This is a genomic window from Rohdeia mirabilis (genome assembly GCA_007750655.1).
GTDB lineage: Bacteria > Planctomycetota > UBA1135 > UBA1135.
In genome coordinates this window covers 2,223,044-2,239,174 of sequence record CP036290.1, presented here as the reverse complement: position 1 = coordinate 2,239,174, position 16,131 = coordinate 2,223,044, and the positions used below count along the sequence as shown (strand labels likewise).

Sequence of the window (16,131 nt, the reverse complement as noted above, 5' to 3'; positions counted from 1 at the left end):
CCGCGGCCGCGAGGGAGTACGTCTCGATGTGGCCACTCGAGTCACTCGTCGGCCTCGTCCGTCCCACCCACCGGCGCCGCCTCCTGACGTGTGACGATCGGCACGTAACCGACCTCGAGACCCACCGGCGGCGTGACCATGAGCGCCGGATCGAGGCTCACCAACTCGCCGCGGCTGGGCGGGGCCATGAAGTCGCGGTCGATCGGCCAGGCGCGGTGGATCTTCTCGACGAAGGCCTGCAGCTGCTCGCGCTCGGCCGCGCCCCATCCATCCAGGCCGCGGTACTGCTGGAACGTTGGCTGGTCGACGAAGCGGTACCAGGAGTAGGTCACGAGCGATCCATCGCCCAGGCGCACCTGGTGCGGACCGCCGCGTGCGCCTGCGATCGGGCCGGGCTCGGTCCAGGCGCCAGGCACGGATCCAGTGAACGGCGAGGTGAACGGTTCGCCCGACTCGGCCAGCGGAAAGGTGTAGTCGAGGAGCCCCGTCTCGATCGGCACGTCGCTCGCGCGCACGGCCACCCGCTCGTCGCCGTCGTGGCGGTAGTACTGGGGGAACAGGCCGCGCTCGCTCGAATCGATCACGTCGTCGCCGACCGTGTCACCGCTTCCCGAGTCATCCGAGTCTCCGCCGCTCCAGCGCAGCCCCCAGGTCCCGTCGTCGAACACGTGGGTGTCGAACACGCCGTCCACACCGCGCAGGCGCTTCCCGCCCTGGTCGAAGCCGGGCGTGCGCGTGGTCAGCGTCGCACGCCACGCCCCCTTCGGATCGAACGTCCCGTCGCAGGCCGGGCCGCCGTCGCGCCAGGCCTCGAAGGCATCGAAGAGCGCCGCCTTCGAGTAGTAGGTCACGTCCTGCACCAGCACCGCGTCGCCGCGCTCGTCGATCGGGAACACGAGGCGCGGGATCTTCGAGTAGCGCGTGCCGTCCGCAGCGACCGCACTCGCTCGCGGCACGGTGTTGATCTCCATCGCGCCGCCGCCCATGTCCCCCGCGCGCGCATCCAGTCCGCGTCCGAAGATGAACGGTTCCTCGAACAGCGTGCCGATCTTGCTCCACGTCTCGGGCACGTAGTAGGCGATCGGCCCCTTGAAGTTCGCGGCCGCCAGGAAGCAGGTCCAGGCCTGGTCGCCAGTGGGTGCGACGCCCTTCGCGGGGTCGCCCGGCTTCGGCGCCATGAACGGCAGCGCCATGTACGTGTAGCCGAGGAAGTCCCCGTCCGGCTGGCCCTCGAACGGCAACGCGTCGGGCGGGATCAGCAAGCGGTTCGACAACTGCGCGATCCCCAGCCGGTCGTCGGGCAGCGCCTCGGTGTCGTAGAAGAACGACCAACCCGGCGAACCGACCTCGTAGTCGTAGCACTGGGGCGTCGCGTTCATCGAGAACTTCGGCGGTCCGTAGCGGAAGCGGTTGCCGCGCCAGTAGCCGAGTCCGCCCTCGACGGTCTGGAACACGCTGCCCCAGGTCGGTCCGCGTTCGGGCCAGTTGTCGCGCGCGAGCGTCCCCACCGGCGCGAGCGGCGTGTCCCTGTTGTCCGAGTTGTCGGGCAGGATCCACGCGCCTGCGAGTCCGATCTGGAAGCCCGCGAGCGGACGTTCGATCAGCGACCAGGCCGCCGAGTAGAAGCCCATCCCGAAGCCGTACTCGGCGCGCCCGGCGGGCCGGGTCGCTGAATAGCCGATGTAGCCGTGCAGGCCGTCGCCGTAGGAGAACTCGACCGCGTTCGGCGAAACGGGCGCATCCTGCGCGAGACCTGCTTCCGTGAACGGCCCGAAGAGGACGAGCGCGGCGAACGCGCTGCTGGAGAGGTTGGACATGGGTCGAGTGGCGCCCACGCGTGACGACGCTCCGAGCGAGCGTCGCGCTTCGGCGTGTCACCCCAGAGCCTACGGACCGCCGGCCGGCGCCCCTACCCCCGCCGCCAGACCGCGCCGTTCGCACTGTCCTGCAGCACGATGCCGCGCGCGGTGAGCTCGTCGCGCAGACGATCGCTCTCGGCCCAGTCCTTGTTCGCACGGGCCGCGTCGCGCGCGCGCACCAGGGCCTCGATCTCGTCGTCGTCGGCGCCGTGATCCGCGGTCAGGCCCAGGAACCCGAAGACGCCTTCGACGCGCTCGAGGAAGGCCAGCGCCGCGCGGGCGGTGTCGGCGCCGAGTTCGCTCTTGAGCGTCGCGTCCCGCAGACCGAACAGCGCCGCGAGCGCGATCGGCACGTTGAGGTCGTCGTTCATGCCGCCCTCGAAGGCCTCGATCGCGCGCGCGACGGCGTCGCCGCCCGCCGCGGGTTCGACCGCGCCCGGGTTCGCCGCGCGGTGCCGCAGGTGCGCGACCATCTCGGCCAGGGACTCGAGCGTCGAACGCGAGTCCTCCATGATCTTCCAGGTGAAGTTGAGCGGCTGGCGGTAGTGCCCGCGCATCAGCGCGAAGCGCAGCACGCGCAGGTCGAAGCCGCGCTCGCGCACGTCGTCCAGGGTGTAGACGTTCCCCAGGCTCTTGCTCATCTTGCCGCCGTCCACCTGCAGGAACTTGCAGTGCATCCAGTAGCTGGCGAACTGCTGGCCCGTGAACGACTCGGTCTGGGCGATCTCGCACTCGTGGTGCGGGAAGACGTTGTCCTCGCCGCCGGTGTGGATGTCGATGCGGTCGCCGAGGTGCTTGCGCGCCATCGCCGAGCACTCGATGTGCCAACCGGGGAAGCCGTGCTCGCCGTACTGGCTCGCCCACTTCATCAGGTGCGCGGGGTCGCTCTTCCACAGGGCGAAGTCGGCGTGGTGGCGCTTCTCCTCGCGCACCTCGACGCGCGCGCCGCCCTCGAGGTCCTCGAGCCGATTGCCCGACAGTTGCCCGTAGCGCTCGAACGTGGTGACGTCGAAGTACACGTCGTCGCCGACTCGGTACGCGTGCCCCTTCTCGATCAGCGCGTCGATGATCTCGAGCATCTCCTCGATGTGCTCGGTCGCGCGCGGGTAGTGCAGTGCGTTGCGAGCGCCGAGGGCTGCCAGGTCGTCGAGGAAGGCCTGCGCGTAGCCGGCGCTGATCTCGAACGGATCGCGGCCCTCGCGCTGCGCCTGCTGCTGGACCTTGTCCTCGCCGTCGTCCGCGTCGTCCACCAGGTGGCCGACGTCGGTGATGTTCATCACCTGGCGCACGTCGAAGCCCAGGTAGCTCAGCCAGCCGCGCAACAGATCCGCGAACAAGAACGCGCGAAAATTGCCCACGTGCTGACGTCCGTAGACGGTCGGCCCGCAGTTGTACATCCGCACCACACCCGGCTCGAGGGGGACGAAGGGCTCCTTGCGCTTGGAGTACGTGTTGTGGACGACGAAGGTCACGATCGGATGGAACGGCGGTTCGGTGCGGAGCGGGCGGTTCGCGCGGGCGCGGCGGGGCGATCTGGCACTCGGTCACCGGCGAGCACACGCGACGCGCATCCTAGCGGCGGCGCGGGGTGGCGCGGATTCGGGCCGGTCCGTAGTCTTCGAGCCGGCTCCCTGTTCCGCTGGAAGCTCGCAGCGGCGAAACTGCTCCGCCGTGTCCCCCGCGTCCGAGATCCCCGAGCCCGGTTCCGAAGGGCCCCAGTCCGAGGGCGCCCGATCCGGCGATCCGGCCGCGACGGGGGCCGCGCTGCGCGTTCGGGGTGACGCGCCCGCGTTCGAGGTCCTCGAAGAGCTCGGCCGCGGCGGTGCGGCCGTCGTCGAGCGCGTCCGACTCACCGAACCCTGCGGCGGACTCGAGAGCGGCGCGTTCGCCGCGCGCAAGCGACTCGTCGGCAACGACGACGACGCGCGCGCGAGCGTCGAGACGGAGATCCGTGTCGCCTCGGACGTCGCCAGCGGCGGGGACGCGAGCTGCGAGACGCTCGTGCGACTCGTGGCCTCCTGGCGCGGCGAGCGCGGACCCGAGCTGCTCTTCGACCTGATCGAGGGGATCACGCTCGAGCGCTGGCTCGTGGTCGAGGAGGGCCCGCTGCCCGAGCCGATCGTGCGACGTCTCGGCGTCGATCTCGCGCGCGCGCTCGAACGGCTGCACGCGGCCGGTTGGGCCCACGGCGATCTGTCGCTCGCGAACGCGCGCGTCGACGGGGACGATCGCGCGATCCTGCTCGACCTCGGACAGGCGCGACGACTCGACGCGGACGAGGACGCGCCGTCGTCGGGCGACGGGACGCTCGCGTACCTCGCCCCGGAGCGCGCGATCGGCGGGCCCGCCAGCGCCGCGGCCGACGTGTTCGCGCTCGGCGTCGCGCTCTACTGGCTCGCCACCGGTCGCCACCCGTTCGCGCCCGACTCGTTCGTCCCCGGCCTCGCGCCGCCCGACCTCTCGACGGCCGCCGGCGAGCGGGTGCTCGGTGCCCTGGCCGCGGCGCGCTACCTGCCGCCGTCGCGCCTCGTGCCGCAGATCAGTCCGCTGCTCGACACGCTGCTGGCGGAGATGCTGGACCGCCGTCCGAACCAACGACCGGCGCCGACGCTCGTGGCCGAGATCCTCGAACAGGGCGAGGACCACACCTACTGGCGACGCGAGCGATCCGAACGCGGCGGACACGTGGCGAAGATGGCGCTGCAGCGCGATCCGTTCGCCCTACCGCTCGTCGGTCGCAGCCGGGAACTCGAACAGATCGAATCAGCCTTCCGCTACTGCCTCGACGAGAGCACGGGCGGTTCGGTCGTGGTCGTCGCCGGCCCCAAGGGATCGGGCCGCTCGCGCCTCGTGCACCACTTCGTGGACCGTTCGCGCCGTTCGCTGTCGCCGCCGATCTTCCTGTACGCGCGCTCGTCGGACGAGTCGGAGTCCCGCCCGCACGGCGCGGCGCTGCGACTTCTGGAACGCTGGCTGATGCTCGAACCCGGTTCGCAGCCGAGTGCCTACGAGATCGAGATGCTGCAGCGCACCGTGCCGCCGCGCGAGGCCGACGTGCTCGCCTCCGCACTGGATCCCAAGGGTCGCAGCGCACTGGGCGGTTCGGTCGGGCGCGCGCTCGTGCGTTGGGTGCGCGCATTGGTGGCGGAGCGGCCGACGATCCTGTTCGTCGACGACCTGCACGCGGCCCGTTCGAGCACGCTCGCGACGGTCGATCGCCTCGTCGACGCGTTGGCCGACACGCGCGCGATGGTGGTGCTCGGATACAGCGAAGAGGTCGCGCCCGCCCGTCCGCGCGCGCTGCGGCGACTGCTCGAGCGGATCCGGAACCGACCCGCGGCCGAACGCGAACTGATCCAGCTCGATCCACTGACGCTGGACGAGGTGCGCACGATCGTGACGCTGCGCTTCTGCGAGAGCGAGCCGACCGAGCAGCTCGCGAACGTGCTCTGGCAGCGCAGCCGCGGCAATCCGGGCCTTCTGACCGAACTCCTGCGGGCGCTGTTCGAGCGCGGACAGATCGGCGAGGACGAACGCGGCCGCTGGCAGCTCGCGATCTCTCCGCGCGAGATCCCCGAGCCGCGCTCCGTCGAACAGGGCATCGCGGAGCGCATCGAGGGCCTCGAGAGTTCGGGCCGCAAGTGGCTCGAGCGCCTGACCGTGCTGCCGTCGCGCATCGACCCGACCGAGGCCCTGTCGGTCTTCGGCGGCAGTCGGCGCTCGGAGCTCGACCGCGCGCTGTCGCTGCTCGTGCGCCGCGGCTGGCTCGAACCGATCGGCAACCGCTACCGTTTCGCGCGGCCGGCTCTGCGCGAAGGCGTGTACGCGACGATCCCCGACGAGCGCCGCGCGCGTCTGCACCGCCTGGTGGCCCAGAGTCTCGATCGCTCGGGGCCGGACGGCGAACCGAGCTTGGACGACCGCTTCGCGCGCGCACGCCACCTGCGCGCCGCCGGCGAACACCGCGCGCTCGTGCGCCACCTCGACCAACTCCTGCCCGATGCGCAACGTCAGGCCTCGCCCCTGCGGGTGCTGCGACTGGCGCGTTGGGCGCTCGAGTCACTGGACAACCTGCCGGAGTCGGTCAGCCGCTCCGAGGCCCTCCTGCGCTTCCTCGAGGCCGGAGCCGACGCGGCGGGCCGCACCGGTGCCCGCGCGGGTGAGCGCGAGTTGCTCGACCGTCTCGCCGCCGTTCAACCGGACGCCGCGCAACGGCCCGATGCGGCCGCGCGGCTGTACTACCTGCACGGACGCGCCCTCGCGGAGACGGGCCAACTGGGCGTGGCGCGCGGACTCCTGCGCGCGGCGATCACGTCGAGCGAGTTGGACGGTTCGCCGGCGCTGCTCGGCCGTTCCTTGCGACTGATGGCGCTCGTGCAGCTGCGTTCGGGTCGCACGGACCTCGCACGCGAAGCGGCCGAACGCGCGCTCGAACAGGCCGAACACGACTGGGAACGCGCCGCGTGCGCAGTGTTGCTGGGCAGTGCCGACCTGCTCGAGGACCGCATCGAGGACGCGCTCGAGCGGGCCTCGGACGCCCAGCACTTCTCGAACACCGAGAACGAAGCGCCGCTGTGGCTGGTCCCCCACGTCCAACTGCTCCGCGCCCGTGTGCTGCGCGTCGCGGGCCGGCCAGGTCGCGCGCTCGGAGCGCTGAACTTGGCGCTGGAAGGTGCCCAACAGGCGAACGAACGACCGCTCGAAGCGGAGATCCTGGCGCGCATCGCGAACGTCGAGATGGAGGCGCGCGACTTCGTCGCCGCCCAGCAGCACCTCGTGGCGGCGCTCGACCTGGCCGACGAGACCGAGACGCCCTACGCCAGTGCGCTCGCCACGGTCTGGCTCGGCGCGTTGGCCTGGGAGCGCGACGATCCGTCCGCCAGTAGCCTGCTCGAGACGGCGGTGCGTTCGGCGCGCGACGCGGGTCACTACCGCGCCGAAGCCGTCGCGCGCTCGCTGTTGGCGCGGCGACACGTCCTGGCGGGAGACGCTGCGGCGGCCGAGACGGAGTCGAAGCGCGCGATCACGATCCTCGAACGTCACGGCGCCGAGCTGTTCGATCGCATCCTGGTCGCGGGGTCGCGGTCCGTGGTGCTGCGCCGGCTCGGACGACACGCCGAAGCCGACCCGATAGAGGCCGAGCTCCGCGGACGCATCGAGTCCCCGACGCCGCCGATCCGCGACGAGGCCCTGATCCGCTCGCGCTCGGAGTACGCCCTGAAACTGCTCGAAGGCGTGCTGACCACCGAAGGTCCGATCCACCCGTCGTTCCGCCCGTGAGGGGCGCTCGGCGTTCGCGCACGGTCGCGACCGGCACCGCTCTCACAGCAGCATGCGCCGCCGCGTCGCTCGGTCGAGCGCGCGCCAGGTCGACCGCCAATCGTCACCGGCGGGGCGTGCGGCGACGAGGAAGCGCAGTCGATCGGTGCGCGTGATCGGCATCGCGGCCGGCCGGCGCAGACACCAGCGCAGGAACCGTGCGAGCGCGGCCTGTCGGCGCGGTTCGGGCAGGTGAGGGCGCAGGGCGCAGCGGTCGAGATCGACGATCCACAGCTGCGCGCCAGCGTCTCGCGTCTTCACCAGCAGGTTCTTCGGGTGCAGATCGCGGTGGTCGAGCCCGACCTCGAACAGGGTCCGGACGAAGTGGCCGGCCGCGCGGGTCAGACCGTGACGTGCGGCGTCGTCCACGGTGTTCCAGGCCTCGGCCAGATCGACGGCGCCGTGGACCCGCGCGGTGACGAGCGCCAGATCGAAGCCGTGCCCCCGACGAGTGGCGCGGGCGGCGAGCACGGTCGGCGTCGCGATCCCCAGCGCCCGCAGCCGCTCGGAGAGGCGCAGCTCGTCGAACGGGCGCGCCGGGTCCTTGAAGCGATCGAGCCCCAGGCGCGCCGCGAGTCCACCGCGGCGGTGGCGGCGCAGGAGCGGGACGAGCGGGAGTTCGCCCGCGCCGAGTGCAGCCTCGGGCTCGGCCAGTTGATCGATCTCGAGCTCGACCAACTGGCCGCGACCGCTGAGGTCGGTGTCGCGGACGCGGCCGTCGGACCCGAGCCCGAAACCCGCACCGCGCAGGCGTTCGGCCACGTCGGTCCGCACCGCGCACCAACCGCGCGTCGGGTCGCCCTCGAGCTCGTAGCCCGAGGGGAGTTCACCGACGCGCTCGCTCAAAGACCGGCGCCGAAGCCGGGCCCGTCGTTCGAGGGTGCGGCCTTCGGACGGGACTCGCGGGCCGGGGCACGCTCGCGCTCGGGCTTCGCGCGCTCCACCTTCGGGGCGGCCGGCTCGCGGCGTTCCTTCTTCGCGGGCGCCTCGAAGACGCCGAGGCCGAAGCCCGTGTCGGGAGCGGCCGAGCGGGCCGGTTCGGCAGCGCGCGCGGGCGGCGCTTCACGGCGCGGGCGCTCCTCACGTTCCTCCCGGCGCGGGCGTTCGGCGCGGGCCGGACGCTCGTCGCGTTCGCTGCGGCGCGGACGGTCGTCGCGCTCGCCGCGCACGGGGCGCTCGTCGCGTTCCTCGCGCCGCGGACGGTCCTCGCGCTCGCTGCGGACCGGACGTTCGTCGCGTTCCTCGCGCCGCGGACGGTCCTCGCGCTCGCTGCGGACCGGACGTTCGTCGCGAACCTCGCGCCGCGGACGGTCGTCGCGGTCGCTGCGGGCCGGACGTTCGTCGCGTTCCTCGCGCCGCGGACGGTCGTCGCGGTCGCTGCGGGCCGGACGGTCGTCGCGTTCCTCGCGGCGCGGACGGTCGTCGCGCTCGCTGCGGGCCGGACGTTCGTCGCGAACCTCGCGCCGCGGACGGTCCTCGCGCTCGCTGCGGGCCGGACGTTCGTCGCGTTCCTCGCGCCGCGGACGGTCGTCGCGGTCGCTGCGGGCCGGACGGTCGTCGCGTTCCTCGCGGCGCGGACGGTCGTCGCGGTCGCTGCGGGCCGGACGTTCGTCGCGTTCCTCGCGGCGCGGACGGTCGTCGCGCTCGCTGCGCGCGGGGCGCTCGTCCTCGTCCCGGTCGTCGCGACCGCGGCCGCCGCGACTGCGTCCTCCGCGTCCGCGTCCGCCGCGCTCCTCCTCGTCGCGACGGCCGCCGCGGCGGAACGGCTCGGACCCGTCGGTGAACGAGGCCTCCTCCTCCACCATGCCGGCCGGGACCTCGTCCGCGAGCCACAGGGCGGTGCGGTCGTAGAAGCTGACCCCTTCCTCCCAGGCGTCGAGGGCGTGGATCTTGAGGACCGTGTACTCGCGCGCGGCGCGGCGGCCGGTCTCGGCGGCGTCCTCGGCCGACAGCGCCAGATGCAGGAAGCTGCGGCGGCGGGCGCGCAGGCCGTAGCGGCGGGCGCGGTCCACGTCGCGGGTCGGGATGCCCAGGTACAGGTACTCGGGCGGCTGGCTGTCGGGGCCCGGCTCGACCGGGATCGAGTGGCCGTACAGGGCGCGGATCCGGTCGCCGTCGACGGCGTACCGCGGCCGGTCGCCGGACTCGATCGCGTCCAGCACGTCGGCTTCCTCGACCGGTTCGCCCAGGCGCTCGTTCAGAGCGCGGATCACGTCCCCCATGTCCGCGTAGCCGTGCGCGTCGACCTCGAGATCGAACTCGTCCGGTCGGTGGCGGAGCATGTAGGCGAGGGAGCGGGTGATCTTCTCGATCTGTTCGTGATTCGGCATGGCGGTGGCGCACGGCCCTTGAAGCGGCGTGCGGCCCGGCACTCTACCCAAGGCGCCCCGGCGGAACGAGTCCCGCGGCGTGGTTCGAGCCCCCGCCTCCGCGCTGCCGCCGGGTGGCCCGCGCCCGTTTCGCGGCCCCGCGACGGGCCGCCGGGGATCGAGCGCTGGCGGGGCTCCAGACGCCCCTCGCGAGGCCACGACTCACCCGGTGGTCAAGGGCTCGAGCGGCCCCTCCTCGCCCTCGGTCCGTGCCAGGACCGCGGCTCCGCAGGAGTCGGACCAGACGTTGACCACGGTGCGCAGCATGTCGAGCGGTCGGTCGACCGCGAGCAGGAGCGCCGCCCCCTCGAGGGGCAGACCGATGGCCGAGAGGATCGTCAGCATCATCACCAGCCCGGCCGACGGGATCCCGGCCGCGCCGATGCTCGCCAACAGCGCCATCAGCACGACCATGGCCTGGACGCCGAACGTGAGCTCGAAACCCAGGCCGCTGCTGGCGTAGTACTGGGCCAGGAAGATCACGCCGATGCACTCGTACAGCGCCGTGCCGTCCATGTTGATCGTGGCGCCGAGCGGCAGGCAGAACGAGCTGACCTTGTTCGAGACCCGCCCGCGCTTCTCGACCGTCTCCATCGTGACCGGCAGCGTCATCGACGAGGACGAGGTGCTGAACGCGGTCATCAGCGCGGGACTCATCGCACGCGCCCAGCGGACCGGCGACAGGCCACCGATCAAACGCATGACGATCGGCAGGGTCACGCACGAGTGCAGCACCAGCGCCACTGCCACGGTGAACATGTAGAGCGCGAGCGGCTGGAAGGCCTCGAGGCCCGTCTGCCCGACCACGCGCACCATCAGGGCGAAGACGCCGTACGGCAACAGCGCGAGCACCATCTCGGCCATGCGCATCATCACGTCGAACGCGCTCTCGAAGAAGCGTCCCATGCGCGCGCCGTGGGGCTCGCCCGAGCGGCTGATGGCGATACCGAGGATCAGCGCGAAGAAGATCACCGACAGCATCGCCCCGTTCGACGTCAGCGCGGCCGGCACGTTCTCGGGGATCATGCGCAGGAGGATGTCCGCGAAGCCGAGCTTCTCGGTCCCCTTCACCGCTTGGCCCAGTCCGAGGTTCGCGCCGTCGCCGGGTGCGATCACGGTCACCAGCGCCTGGCCCAGGAGCACCGCGAGCAGGCTCGTTCCGATGTAGTAGGCGAACGTCTTGAGGCCCAGCCGGCGCAGCGCTCCCAAGGTGCCCACGCCCGCCACTCCGGCCACGATCGACGTGAGCACGAGCGGCACGATCAACATCTTCAGAAGCTGCATGAACAGCTTCGCCGCGAAGTCGAACGGCACGATCCAGGCGGCGCGCGTGCTGCTCGGATCGAGCGCGAGCGGCAGGGCGCGGAACTCTCCGCCCTCCAGCTCGAGCCACAGGGTCTCGCCCGGCGTGCGTCCCGCGGCGAGGCCCGCGAGATCGTCCGGGGCCGCGACCTGGACGCGCGTGTCGGCGACGCCGCGCTCGGTCCAGGCCGCCACCACGCGGTCCCCCACCTCGACCGCTCCGATCTTGACCGCGGCACCGCCCGAGACGGACTCGACCACGAGGACACCGGGCTCGGCGCGGCCCTCGATGCCGACCGCGACGGGCGCGTCGGTGAAGACCTGCAACCCGACCCCGAGCAGCATGCCGGCGACCATCCACAACAGGACCTTCCAGTGAAACGCCATCGTCTTCGCTCGGATTCGGGGGAGTGTCGGTCGAGAACGCGGTCGGCGCCGGTAGGGCGTCGCCCGAGTCGGATGTGGCTGCGGGTGGCCTGGCGCCTAGTAGCGCGCCATGGACGGATCGACCTGGCTGGCCCAGGCTTCCATGCCCCCGGTCAGGTTCACCATGCGCCCGAAGTCGCGCGACTCGAGGAACGCGGCCGCGCTGGCGCTGCGCATCCCGTGGTGGCAGATGCAGACGATCTCGACCTCGGGGTCGAGTTCGTGCGCGCGTGACGCCAGCTCGTCGAGCGGGATGTGGACGACGCCGTCGATGCGGCAGATCGCGAGTTCCTCGGGCCGGCGGACGTCGAGCAGCACGGGCCGATCGCCGCTGGCGATGCGTTCTTGGAGTTGAGCGGGCGTGATTTCGACGACCATGGAGCTGGGTTCGGGGGGACCGGGACGTAGGTTGCGTCGCGCGCGGCGAGGACCCGCGCGCGCGAGCGTCGCGAGACGCCGGGCGCCGACCATAGCAGGGAGTCCGCCCGTCCCTCTCCATCCGCTGGACCCACCGCGCCGAACCATGGCATCCCGTCCGCCCCACGCCCACGGGACCACCCGACGCTGCGCCACCGGCACGAGGTCGCTGGACTGCGGGGCGACGTGCGTCGCGGACGCTGGCGCCGTGAGTGCTCGCGCCCGCGTGGAGTCGCTGCGATGAGCAGCTCCCCGAACGAGTTTCCGGTTCCGCGCGCCGCGCCGACGCGTCGGGACGCGCTCGCACGCCTGCTCCGGCTCGCCTGGCCGGCGTCGCTCTCGTACCTGTTGTCGAGCGCCTACCGGATCAACGACCAGTACTGGATCCAGGGCATCGGCCCCGACGCCCAGAGCGCGATCGCGGCCGCCATGTTCGTGGCGATCGCGAACTTCGCCCTGCCGTTCCTCGCGGCCGCGGGCGCCCTGTCGCTGGTGTCGCGCGCGATGGGCGCGGGCGACGAGGCCGCCGCGCGCCACGCGTCGCGTCACGCCCTCGGTCTCGCGGTCGCGCTCGGCGTCGCGATGGCGCTGATCGGTCCCCTGCTGACGGCGCCGGTCGCACGACTGCTGGCCCTCGAGGGCGGCACGGCGCAGCTGTTCACCGAATACCTGGACGCGCTGTTCCGCACGGCGCCGGTCCTGTTCGCGATCCCCGTCCTCGACCACGTCTTCATCGGTCGCGGGCGCACGTTCGCCCCGATGCTGCTGCAGGCGCTCGCGGTCTCGCTGAACTTCGTGCTCAACCCGCTCGCGATCTACGGCACCGGGACGCGCGCCGCGCTGCCCGACGCGCCCTTCGCGGCCTGGTTCGACGCGGCGGCCGGCGCACTCTCCGTGGAAGAACTCGGGCTCGGCGCCCTGGGCGTGGGCGGCGCCGCCTGGGCCACGGGCGCCAGTCGCGGCATCGCGCTGTTGCTCGGACTGTGGTGGCTGCGGCGCACGACCGGAACGTCGCTGCGTCCGCGCCTCGGTCTCGACCGCGAGCTGCTGGCGCGTCTCGTCCGCATCTCGACGCCCGTGTCCCTGTCGATCGCGTTCTACGCCTTCGTCTACTGGGCGCTGTTCGCGTTCGTGCTGTCCGACCTCGGCGACGACGTGAAAGCCGGGCTCGGGATCGGCTTCCAGGTCTTCGAGGGCGTGGCCTATCCGACGTTCCTCGGACTTTCGATGGCCGCCAGTTCCCTGATCGGCCACGCGCTCGGGGCACGCGACGCCGCCGCGCTCGAGCGCACCTTGGACGTCTCGAAACGCACGCTGCTCGCGGCCGGCATCTTCTTCGCTCTGGCGTTCGCCGCGCTCGCCGAGCCGGTGGCGGCGGTCTTCTCGGCCAGCGAAGAGGTGCAGCGCGAAGTGGTCCTGTACGTGCGGATCCTGGCGCTCTCCCAGGTCTTCGTGGCCTTCGAATCGCTGTGGGACAAGGTGCTGACCGCGTCCGGGCACACGCGCGCGCTGGCCTGGATCGGAGGACTCGGGAACCTCGCGCGCCTGCCGCTCTCCTACGTCGCGGTCACGCACCTGGGTTGGGGCGCGGCGGGCGTGTGGTGGGCGATCAACCTGACCACGGTCGCGAAAGCGTTCGGCCTGTGGCGCGTCGTCGAACTCGGAGGGTGGAGGCGGGATCTCGATCCGGTCACCTCGAGCGACGCCGAGGACGAGGCCACGCTCCCCCGCGGCTAGGACTCGGGCCAGCGACGTCGCGGGATCGGGAAGCGAGCGGCACCGCTGGCGACGTGGAACCGCGCGGCGCGTCGTGCAGCCGCCGTGCTCGCGCGCCGGACGGGACGGCGACCTGCCCCGTCGCTACACTCGGGCTCCACCCCCACCCCGAGGAGCCTTGAGCGATCCCGACCACACCCTCACCCCCACGAGCCCCTTGAACCGCGACGCCTTCATCGACTTCGACGCCATCGACCTCGACCGCGACGTGGTCACGAAGGCCGAGGTCCTCGAAATGCTCAAGCAGCGCGGCACGTTCGAGATGGTCGACGGCCTGGTGCACTTCGAGGACGAACCCGGCCTCGTCGTCGGCTACAAGAACGTGCGTTCGGGCGACTGGTGGACGAGCGACCACATCCCCGGCCGGCCGCTCTTCCCGGGCGTGATGATGATCGAGTCGGCCGCGCAGATGTGCACCTACCACTTCATGCGCAGCCAGAAGATGCCGCCCGAGACGTTCGTCGGCTTCGGCGGTCTCGACGACGTGCGCTTCCGCGCCAAGGTCGAGCCCGACTGCCGCCTCCTGATCGCCGGCCGCCTCCAGCGCCACCGCCGCAGCATGTTCATCTACGACGCCAAGGGCTACGTGGACGCCGGCGACGGCCAGTACCCGGTCGCGTTCGAGGCCACGATCCGCGGAGTGATCGTGTGAGTGGTTCCAGCGCGCCCGAGGAGCTGTACAACGCGGAGGTCGTCTCCAACGAGCGGCTGAACGACGCGCTGTTCGTCCTGAAGGTGCGCCCCGACGACGGGGCCCCGGACTTCGCGCCGGGACAGTTCATCAACATCGGCCTCGAGCCGCGTCTGCCGGAACACGCCGGCCGCGACGGGCTGGTGAAGCGCCCCTACTCGATCGCGTCGGGCCCGAGCGAACCGCTGCTCGAGTTCTACGTGCGCCTCGTCGAGAACGGCGCGCTGACGCCGGGGCTCATGGCGCTCGAGCCGGGCGACCGACTGTGGGCCGACGGCCGCTGCATCGGCAGGTTCACGCTCGACACGCTGCCCGAGGTCCCAGCGCCCGCCGAGCGCGATCTGGTGTGCGTGGCGACCGGCACCGGACTGGCTCCGTTCACGTCGATGCTGCGCGAATTCGGTCCCGCGCGACGGGCCGGGGCTCCCGATGCGCGCTTCGACCGCATGGTGATCGTGAAGGGCGTGCGGCTGGCGGAGGACCTGGGCTACGCCGAGGAACTCGAGGCCTGGGACCGCGAGAACGACTGGTTCACGTTCGTCCCGTTGTGCAGCCGCGAACCGGACGACTCGGGCTGGATCGGTCAGCGCGGCCGGGTCGGGCAAGCGCTCGAATCCGCGGCGTTCGAAGCCCGCTGCGGCTTCGCGCTCGACCCGGCGCGCAGTCAGATCATGCTCTGCGGCAATCCCGCCATGGTCGACGAGCTGGAAGCCTCGTTCGCAGAGCGCGGCTTCAAGAAGCACCGCCCGCGCGATCCGGGCCAGGTGCACCTCGAGCGCTACTGGTGAGCCGAGCGCGTCCGCTGCTTCTCGTGGAGCATGCGGTCGAGCGTCGAGAAGACGCCCTTGCTGCCCTGTTCCATCGCGTCGAGCCCGCGCTGGACCTGTGAGAAGTCGCCCTCGGCCAGCGCCCTCGAGTCGAGCGTGGCGAAGGCCTCGGCCGTCCCTTCGTGGACGCGAGAGTGCGGCCCGACGAGCGCCGAGTAGCTCGGTACGTCGCTGAAGCTGCTGCAACCGTCCCCTTCCTCGTACCACTTGCCGAGTCGGCAGTTGTGGTGGTCCACGTACTCGAAGACGGGCTTGCGCCGCAGGACCGAGAGGTACGTGTTGACCTTCCAGATCACGTGATCCAGCTTCGCGAGGCTGACGAAGACTCGATCGTTGTTGTTCTGGATGTTGGCGACGATCCGTTGGTTCTCTTCGTGGGTGGTCTCGGCGGCACGGCACAGCTCCGCGGCCGTGTGCGACGTCTCGACGCTGCGCTGGACGGCGCCGCCGATCGTCCGCTCGACGGACTGCGAGCTCGCCGACACGCGTTCGAGCAGCTCGGAGACGTTCGCCACCAGTCCGCTGGTCTCGTTCGAGAGGTCCTTGACCTCGCGCGCCACGACCGCGAAGCCGCTGCCGAACTCACCGGCTCGCGCCGCCTCGACGGCCGCGTTGACGGAGAGCAGATTCGTCTGCCGGGCGATCGCTTCGATGCCCTTCAGCGCCTCGATGATCTGACGGAGTTCGCCGAGCATCGCGTCCACGCTCACGCGCGCTTCGCCCAGGTTGGACGCCAACTCGGTGGACGAAGCGTCGATCGAGAGGGCACGCTTGGCCACGTCGCCCGACTTCTCCTCGATCACGCGAACGCTGGCGAGCGTCTCACCGTTGCTGGTCACCGAGTCCGCGAGATCGGACTGGATGGCCTTGAGGCCCTCGAGCGCACCTTCGGACTGGGCCTCGAAGAGTCGCGCGATCCCGGCCCGGGGCCGAGCGGAACCCTGGACACCGGTCGGGCCGTTCGAGGGCAGGGCGGCCGGGTGGAGATCGGTCGGATGGGAGACGCGACGCCACGTGCGTCGCAGCAGTGAGGAGAGACGAGTCACGGCGGGTGGATCGGCACGCGGCTCCGTGGATCGCCAGTCCGCGGCGACGTCGCGACGGATCGTGTCCCGTTCCGAGGACGCGGAGCCGAGCGACCGTCC

General features: G+C 71.7%; 11 protein-coding genes. 4 read left to right on the top strand and 7 right to left on the bottom strand.

Translation table 11 applies throughout. The annotated features are described in order from the left end of the window. Window positions 1-41: 41 nt before the first annotated feature. On the bottom strand, window positions 42-1,817 hold the full coding sequence (locus Pla163_RS08360; RefSeq protein ID WP_419186462.1) for a hypothetical protein: 1,776 nt from the start codon (window positions 1,815-1,817) through the stop codon (window positions 42-44). Window positions 1,818-1,909: 92 nt separating this feature from the next. Beyond that, the gene (cysS, locus tag Pla163_RS08355) at window positions 1,910-3,331 is read right to left on the bottom strand and encodes a cysteine--tRNA ligase (protein ID WP_419186461.1); all 1,422 of its coding nucleotides are present in this window, start codon (window positions 3,329-3,331) and stop codon (window positions 1,910-1,912) included. Between the two features lie 199 nt (window positions 3,332-3,530). Here cysS and Pla163_RS08350 point away from each other — a divergent pair, with 199 nt between their 5' ends. Continuing rightward, entirely contained in the window at window positions 3,531-7,139 is a 3,609-nt protein-coding gene (locus tag Pla163_RS08350) for an ATP-binding protein (protein ID WP_419186460.1), read from the top strand. 42 nt (window positions 7,140-7,181) lie between these two features. On the opposite strand, the gene Pla163_RS08345 is transcribed toward Pla163_RS08350, so the two are convergent. From Pla163_RS08345 to Pla163_RS08330, 4 genes are all read right to left on the bottom strand, one after another. Continuing rightward, window positions 7,182-8,024: a lipopolysaccharide kinase InaA family protein gene (locus tag Pla163_RS08345; protein ID WP_145186431.1), complete on the bottom strand. Its 843-nt coding sequence runs from the start codon at window positions 8,022-8,024 to the stop codon at window positions 7,182-7,184. Then, complete coding sequence (locus tag Pla163_RS08340; protein ID WP_145186428.1) at window positions 8,021-9,508, bottom strand: RNA 2'-phosphotransferase; 1,488 nt, start codon at window positions 9,506-9,508, stop codon at window positions 8,021-8,023. Before Pla163_RS08340 ends, Pla163_RS08345 begins: the two co-directional genes overlap by 4 nt. Window positions 9,509-9,709: 201 nt before the next feature. Next, window positions 9,710-11,236, bottom strand: coding sequence for a dicarboxylate/amino acid:cation symporter (locus Pla163_RS08335; RefSeq protein ID WP_145186425.1), 1,527 nt, complete (start codon window positions 11,234-11,236; stop codon window positions 9,710-9,712). A 96-nt stretch (window positions 11,237-11,332) separates the two neighbouring features. Further along, window positions 11,333-11,653, bottom strand: coding sequence for a rhodanese-like domain-containing protein (locus Pla163_RS08330; protein WP_145186422.1), 321 nt, complete (start codon window positions 11,651-11,653; stop codon window positions 11,333-11,335). 279 nt (window positions 11,654-11,932) lie between these two features. Here Pla163_RS08330 and Pla163_RS08325 point away from each other — a divergent pair, with 279 nt between their 5' ends. From Pla163_RS08325 to Pla163_RS08315, 3 genes are all read left to right on the top strand, one after another. After that, complete coding sequence (locus Pla163_RS08325; protein ID WP_145186418.1) at window positions 11,933-13,429, top strand: MATE family efflux transporter; 1,497 nt, start codon at window positions 11,933-11,935, stop codon at window positions 13,427-13,429. Window positions 13,430-13,625: 196 nt separating this feature from the next. Further along, the gene (locus tag Pla163_RS08320; protein ID WP_145186414.1) at window positions 13,626-14,120 is read left to right on the top strand and encodes a 3-hydroxyacyl-ACP dehydratase FabZ family protein; all 495 of its coding nucleotides are present in this window, start codon (window positions 13,626-13,628) and stop codon (window positions 14,118-14,120) included. Continuing rightward, on the top strand, window positions 14,117-14,947 hold the full coding sequence (locus Pla163_RS08315) for a ferredoxin--NADP reductase (RefSeq protein WP_145186411.1): 831 nt from the start codon (window positions 14,117-14,119) through the stop codon (window positions 14,945-14,947). The genes Pla163_RS08320 and Pla163_RS08315 overlap by 4 nt, the downstream gene beginning before the upstream one ends. On the opposite strand, the gene Pla163_RS08310 is transcribed toward Pla163_RS08315, so the two are convergent. After that, the gene (locus Pla163_RS08310; RefSeq protein ID WP_145186408.1) at window positions 14,938-16,032 is read right to left on the bottom strand and encodes a methyl-accepting chemotaxis protein; all 1,095 of its coding nucleotides are present in this window, start codon (window positions 16,030-16,032) and stop codon (window positions 14,938-14,940) included. The two genes, Pla163_RS08315 and Pla163_RS08310, sit on opposite strands and share 10 nt — an antisense overlap. Window positions 16,033-16,131: the final 99 nt, after the last annotated feature.